At 54.9% G+C, this 5,759-nt stretch carries 5 protein-coding genes; all 5 read left to right on the forward strand.

All coding sequences use genetic code 11. The annotated features are described in order from the left end of the window. Nucleotides 1-801: phospho-N-acetylmuramoyl-pentapeptide-transferase (gene mraY, locus PPL9_RS27590; RefSeq protein WP_208989677.1), on the forward strand; the 801-nt coding region annotated here is incomplete at its 5' end. A gap of 12 nt (nucleotides 802-813) precedes the next feature. Further along, nucleotides 814-2,214, forward strand: coding sequence for a UDP-N-acetylmuramoyl-L-alanine--D-glutamate ligase (murD, locus tag PPL9_RS27595; protein ID WP_057465724.1), 1,401 nt, complete (start codon nucleotides 814-816; stop codon nucleotides 2,212-2,214). After that, nucleotides 2,214-3,371: a putative peptidoglycan glycosyltransferase FtsW gene (locus PPL9_RS27600; protein ID WP_057465725.1), complete on the forward strand. Its 1,158-nt coding sequence runs from the start codon at nucleotides 2,214-2,216 to the stop codon at nucleotides 3,369-3,371. Before murD ends, PPL9_RS27600 begins: the two co-directional genes overlap by 1 nt. A 28-nt stretch (nucleotides 3,372-3,399) precedes the next feature. Beyond that, nucleotides 3,400-4,524, forward strand: a complete 1,125-nt coding sequence (murG, locus tag PPL9_RS27605) for an undecaprenyldiphospho-muramoylpentapeptide beta-N-acetylglucosaminyltransferase (protein WP_057465726.1) — start codon at nucleotides 3,400-3,402, stop codon at nucleotides 4,522-4,524. Continuing rightward, on the forward strand, nucleotides 4,521-5,759 hold a 1,239-nt coding region (gene murC / locus PPL9_RS27610), incomplete at its 3' end, for a UDP-N-acetylmuramate--L-alanine ligase (protein WP_082597142.1). The genes murG and murC, both read left to right, overlap by 4 nt.

Raw genomic sequence — 5,759 nt, forward strand, 5'->3', positions numbered from 1 at the left:
AATCCCTACACCTGGATTGTTCTGGGTGTGACTGTCGGTTTTGGCCTCATTGGTTTTTATGATGACTATCTGAAAGTCACCAAGTCTTCGCACAAAGGCTTTGGCGGTAAAGCGCGTTTGGGTCTTGAGTTCCTGATTGCGGGTCTTGCGGCTTTTGCGGTGACGCTTCTGGATGCCGAGCCATTTTCCACCAGCATCGGTTTTCCGTTCTTTAAAGAGCTGACGCTGAACCTTGGTCTGTTCTTCATCCCATTCGCTGCCTTTGTTGTTGTTGGCGCGGGCAATGCGGTGAACCTGACTGATGGTCTGGATGGTCTTGCAATTGTGCCGGTGATGATTGCTGCTGCCGCGTTTGGTCTGGTCGCATACCTGACTGGTAATGCTGTGTTCTCCAGCTATCTGCAGATCCACCATGTGGCGGGCACTGGTGAGCTTGCTGTTGTGTGTGGTGCGGTGATTGGGGCTGGGCTTGGGTTCTTATGGTTCAACGCTCCACCTGCTGCGATTTTTATGGGTGACACAGGCTCTCTTGCTCTGGGCGGTATGCTGGGGGCGATTGCTGTTGCGACCAAGCACGAGATTGTTCTGGCGATCATCGGTGGTCTGTTTGTGCTGGAAGCGGTTTCTGTGATTGTGCAGGTGGCGTCGTTCAAGCTGACTGGCAAGCGTGTGTTCCGCATGGCGCCAATTCACCACCACTTTGAGCACCTGGGCTGGACTGAGAGCCAGGTGGTTATTCGTTTCTGGATCATTGCTGTTGTGCTGGCCCTTGTTGGTCTTGCCACACTGAAGCTGCGCTAGGAGGTTCGGCACATGATCCCTATCCGTCATCTTGCAGGCAAAGAAGTCGCATTGTTCGGGCTCGGAGGGTCCGGGCTTGTGACTGCGCGTGCGCTTGAGGCTGGTGGGGCTCGCGTTGATGTGTGGGACGATAATGAGGCCAGTGTTGCCACGGCTGAAGAATACGGGCTTGCTGCCATTGACCTGCGTGAGGCGGATATGTCCCGCTACGCAGCGCTGGTTGTTGCTCCGGGTGTTCCGCTGACGCATCCGACGCCGCACTGGAGTGTGGAGCGGGCGAGACAAGCTGGTATTCCGGTGATTGGGGATGTGGAGCTTTTCGTGAATGAGCGGGAAGCGGTTTGTCCAGAGGCACCGTTTGTTGCCATCACTGGTACCAACGGCAAATCCACCACGACTGCTCTGATTTCGCATGTGCTTAAAGAATGCGGCATGGATGTTCAGATGGGGGGCAATATTGGCCGTCCGGTTCTGGATCTTGAAGAGTTTTCCGAGGATCGCGTCTATGTGGTTGAGGTCTCCTCCTATCAGATCGATCTTGCGCCAAGTCTTGTGCCGGATATCGGGGTAATGATGAACCTGTCGCCGGACCATCTGGACCGGCATGGGAACATGGAGAATTACGCGTCCATCAAAGAGCGGATCGTTAAAGCAGCGCGTCTTGCTGTTGTTGGCGTGGATGATGAATTCAGTGCAGCTATTGCGCAGCGCCGTGCAGAAAGCGGTGAGCCGGTTGAGCTGATCTCTTGTCTCGGGCCTGTCGAGTTTGGCGTTTACGCTGAAGACGGTAAGGTCTTTGAGGTTTTTGATGAAGAGCAGGTGGTTGTGGCTGACCTGTCTTCCTCCAACACTTTGCGTGGCTCTCATAACGGGCAGAATGCATCTGCTGCTGTTGCGGTTTGTGCAGCACTTGGGCTGGAACTTGATGAGATTGCAGCCGCGCTTGCGACCTTCCCGGGTCTTGCGCATCGTTTGATGCTGGTTGCTGAAGCAGGCAAGGTATTGTTTGTGAATGACAGCAAGGCGACCAATGCAGAAGCTGCTGCTCACGGGTTGGCAGCGTTTGACCGGATTTATTGGATTGCTGGTGGTCGTCCGAAGGCGGGCGGGATTTCTTCGCTTAAAGCCTACTTCCCGAAAGTCGTGAAGGCTTACCTGATTGGGGAAGCGGCGGAAGAGTTTGAGCAAGAGCTTGCCAGGGCTGTTGAGGCGCACAAGTTTAGCTCTTTGGAGCTGGCTGTTGAGGCAGCGGCGCAAGATGCTGCACGGGACAAAGGCAGTGAAGCGGTGGTTTTGCTGTCTCCGGCCTGCGCCTCGTTTGACCAGTTCAAGAGCTTTGAAGTTCGCGGGGATGCATTTGTGAGCGCGGCAGTTGCTGCTGCCAAAATGCTGAAGGGTGAGGGAGCACGCTGATGGTATCACGTACGGATCGCAGTGCATTTGCAGAATGGCTCTGGACGATTGATCGTTACATGCTGATCGGCATCTTCACGCTGATGGTGTCTGGTTTGGTGTTGTCTCTTGCCGCGAGCCCTCCTGTTGCTGAACGCCTTGGGCTTGAGAGCTTCTACTTTGTGAAGAAGCAGGCGCTTTTCCTTATTCCAAGCGCTGCCGTGATGCTGGGCGTTTCAGCGCTTTCACCACGCTATATACGCCGGGTGGCACTGGTGGTGTTCTGCGTGATGCTGGTGCTGCTGTTGGGCACGCTGTTTTTCGGGTCTGACATTAAAGGTGCGCGGCGCTGGGTGAGCTTGTTTGGTATTTCCATTCAGCCGTCAGAGTTTATCAAGCCAGTGCTGGTGGTGATCATTGCGTTTCTGTTGTCTGAGGGGCGTAAAGCCCAGGACATTCCGGGGCAGCTGATCTCCATTCTTCTGTTTGGCATTGTGGCCGCCATGCTCGTGGCGCAGCCTGACTTTGGACAGACCATGCTGCTGACCATTGTTCTGTTTGCGCTGTTCTTCCTGAACGGGTTGTCCTGGCTGGCGATTGTGCCGCTTGGGATCATGGGTATTCTTGGCGTTGCTGCGGGCTTTACGTATCTGCCGCACGTTCGCGGGCGTATCATGCGTTTCCTGGATCCGTCTTCCGGTGACACCTACCAGATCGATAAAGCGATCGACTCCTTCATTGCCGGGGGGTGGCTAGGTCGTGGTGTGGGTGAAGGTACGGTGAAACGAATTTTGCCCGATAGCCATACGGACTTCATTTTTGCGGTGGCTGCTGAAGAATACGGCATCATCGTTTGTGTGGTGCTGGTGACCGTTTTTGCATTCGTTGTGCTGCGTGGTCTTTACATGGCGACGCAGGATCAGGATCCGTTTGGCCGTCTGGCGTCTTCCGGTCTTATCGTCATGTTTGGCCTGCAAAGCACTATCAACATGGCGGTGAACCTCAATCTAATGCCTGCGAAGGGAATGACCCTTCCATTGATCTCATCAGGTGTGTCGTCGTTGATGGCGATTTCCCTGACGATGGGTTTTGTGCTGGCGCTGACACGCAAACGTCCGCAACCGCGTAAGAACCCGATTATTACCGTTACCCGTGCTGCCCCTGTGCAGCCTGCCTAAAAGAGTTTTGCCTGTGTCGGAGAGTGAAATGAAGCCAAAGATTATGCTCACTGCTGGAGGAACGGGTGGTCACCTGTTTCCTGCACAAGCGCTGGCCTGTGAGCTGAAGCGCCGTGGGTATGGTGTTGAGCTGATCACGGACAGTCGCGCAGACAAGTATGGCAGCGCGTTTCCGGCAGATAACGTGCATCTGGTCAAAAGCGATACCATTCGCGGCAAGAACCCGATTTCTCTTGCCAAGACAGCAATCAAACTTGGCTTGGGTACGTTGCAGGCCATGAAAGCAATCCGCGCAGCTAAACCTGCTGCGATTGTTGGCTTTGGCGGGTATCCGACCTTTCCGCCAATGTTTGCTGGCCGTCTCTTAAGCGTTCCATCCATTTTGCATGAAGCCAATGCTGTGATGGGTCGGGCGAACCGGATGCTGGCCAAGGGTGCAAGTGCGGTTGCGACCAGTTTTCCGCTGAAAACACTGCCTGCTGATCTGGCTGCTAAAGCGACGATGACCGGCAATCCACTGCGTGACAATGTGATTGCGGTGTGTGGTCAGACTTATAACGCACCTGAAAAAGGCGGCGCTTTTCATCTGCTGGTGTTTGGTGGCTCGCAGGGAGCGCGTGTATTCTCTCAGATTTTGCCGGCTGCGTTGAAGCTGATGGCGCCGGAAGATCGCGAGCAGCTGGTCGTTGTGCAGCAGGCTCGCCCTGAAGATCTGGAGGGGCTTGAAAGCTCTTATCGCGAGATGGGTGTTGCCGCGCAGGTGGCGTCCTTCTTTACGGATTTGCCTGAGCGCATTGCGGCGGCTCATTTGGTTATCAGCCGTTCTGGTGCTGGTACTGTATGCGAGCTGGCAGCGATTGGGCGTCCTTCAATTTTAGTGCCTTTACCGGGTGCTCTTGATAACGATCAGGGCATGAATGCGAATGTGCTTGCTGAGGCAGGCGGCGCATGGCCGATCCCACAAAAAGAACTTGATCCGCAACGACTGGCCCGTGAGCTGAAAGAACTCATGGATAATCCGGGCCGTCTTGCACAGGCAGCACACGCAGCACAGGCGCAGGGCGCGCCGGAAGCTGTACAGCGCCTCGCGGATCTGATCGAAACACTTGTTGGTGCTGCACCGGCAACTGAACAGAAAGAGATTGCCTCATGAAAATGCCAGTAGACATTGGGGGAGTACACTTCGTCGGTATCGGCGGCATTGGCATGAGCGGTATTGCCGAGGTGTTGCATAATCTTGGTTACCGTGTTCAGGGCTCTGACATGTCTGAGAATGCAAATGTGCAGCGTTTGCGTGATAAGGGCATCAAGGTCATGGTGGGTCATGCTGCCGAGAACCTTGAGGGCGCTGATGTTTGTGTCATCTCTTCCGCAATCAAAGGCAGCAATGTTGAGCTGAAGGCTGCACGCGAAAACAACATGCCTGTTGTGCGCCGCGCTGAAATGCTGGCGGAGCTGATGCGCTTCAAGCAGGCGATTGCCATTGGCGGTACGCACGGCAAGACGACGACGACCTCTATGGTTGCGGCGCTGCTGGATGCTGGCCATATGGACCCGACTGTTATCAATGGCGGTATCATCAACGCTTACGGCACCAATGCCCGCATGGGTGAGGGTGACTGGATGGTGGTTGAGGCGGACGAGTCCGACGGGACATTCGTCAAGCTTCCTGCTGATATTGCTGTGGTGACCAACATCGATCCTGAGCATCTTGATCACTACGGCGACTTTGATGGTGTCCGTGCTGCGTTTGCCCAGTTCGTTGAGAACGTTCCGTTCTACGGCTTTGCGGTTATGTGTCTGGATCACCCAGAAGTGCAGAGCCTAGTGGGCCAGATTGAAGACCGCCGCATCATCACTTACGGCACCAACCCACAGTCAGATGTTCGCTTTACTGATGTCTCCACCAAGGGTGGCAAGTCCATCTTCACCGTGATCATTCATGATCGCCGCGGGGACAAGGTAACTGAGCTGAAAGATCTGGTGCTGCCAATGCCGGGTCTGCACAACGTGTCCAATGCGACGGCTGCAATTGCTCTGGCGCATTCTCTCGGTATTTCTGATGCGAACATCCGCAAGGGGCTGGCAAGCTTTGGCGGAGTGAAGCGCCGCTTTACGCACACTGGCTCCTGGAACGACGTAGAGTTCTTTGATGACTACGCGCATCATCCGGTTGAGATTAAGTCCGTCTTGCATGCGGCGCGTGAAGCAGCTGAAGGTAAGGTGGTTGCTGTGATGCAACCGCACCGTTTTACGCGCCTGCAGAGCCTGTTTGAAGATTTCTGTGCCTGCTTCAATGATGCAGACAAGGTTGTGATTACACCTGTGTTTGCGGCTGGTGAGCAGCCGATTGAAGGGGCTGGTCAGGCTGATCTGATCTCTGGTCTG

Origin of the sequence: Pseudovibrio sp. POLY-S9, from assembly GCF_001431305.1 — a bacterium.
Classification (GTDB): Bacteria; Pseudomonadota; Alphaproteobacteria; order Rhizobiales; family Stappiaceae; genus Pseudovibrio.

Coding starts and splice junctions, on each gene's coding strand:
- murD (WP_057465724.1), top strand. CDS start 814: ATGATCCCTATCCGTCATCTTGCAGGCAAAGAAGTCGCATTGTTCGGG.
- PPL9_RS27600 (WP_057465725.1), top strand. CDS start 2,214: ATGGTATCACGTACGGATCGCAGTGCATTTGCAGAATGGCTCTGGACG.
- murG (WP_057465726.1), top strand. CDS start 3,400: ATGAAGCCAAAGATTATGCTCACTGCTGGAGGAACGGGTGGTCACCTG.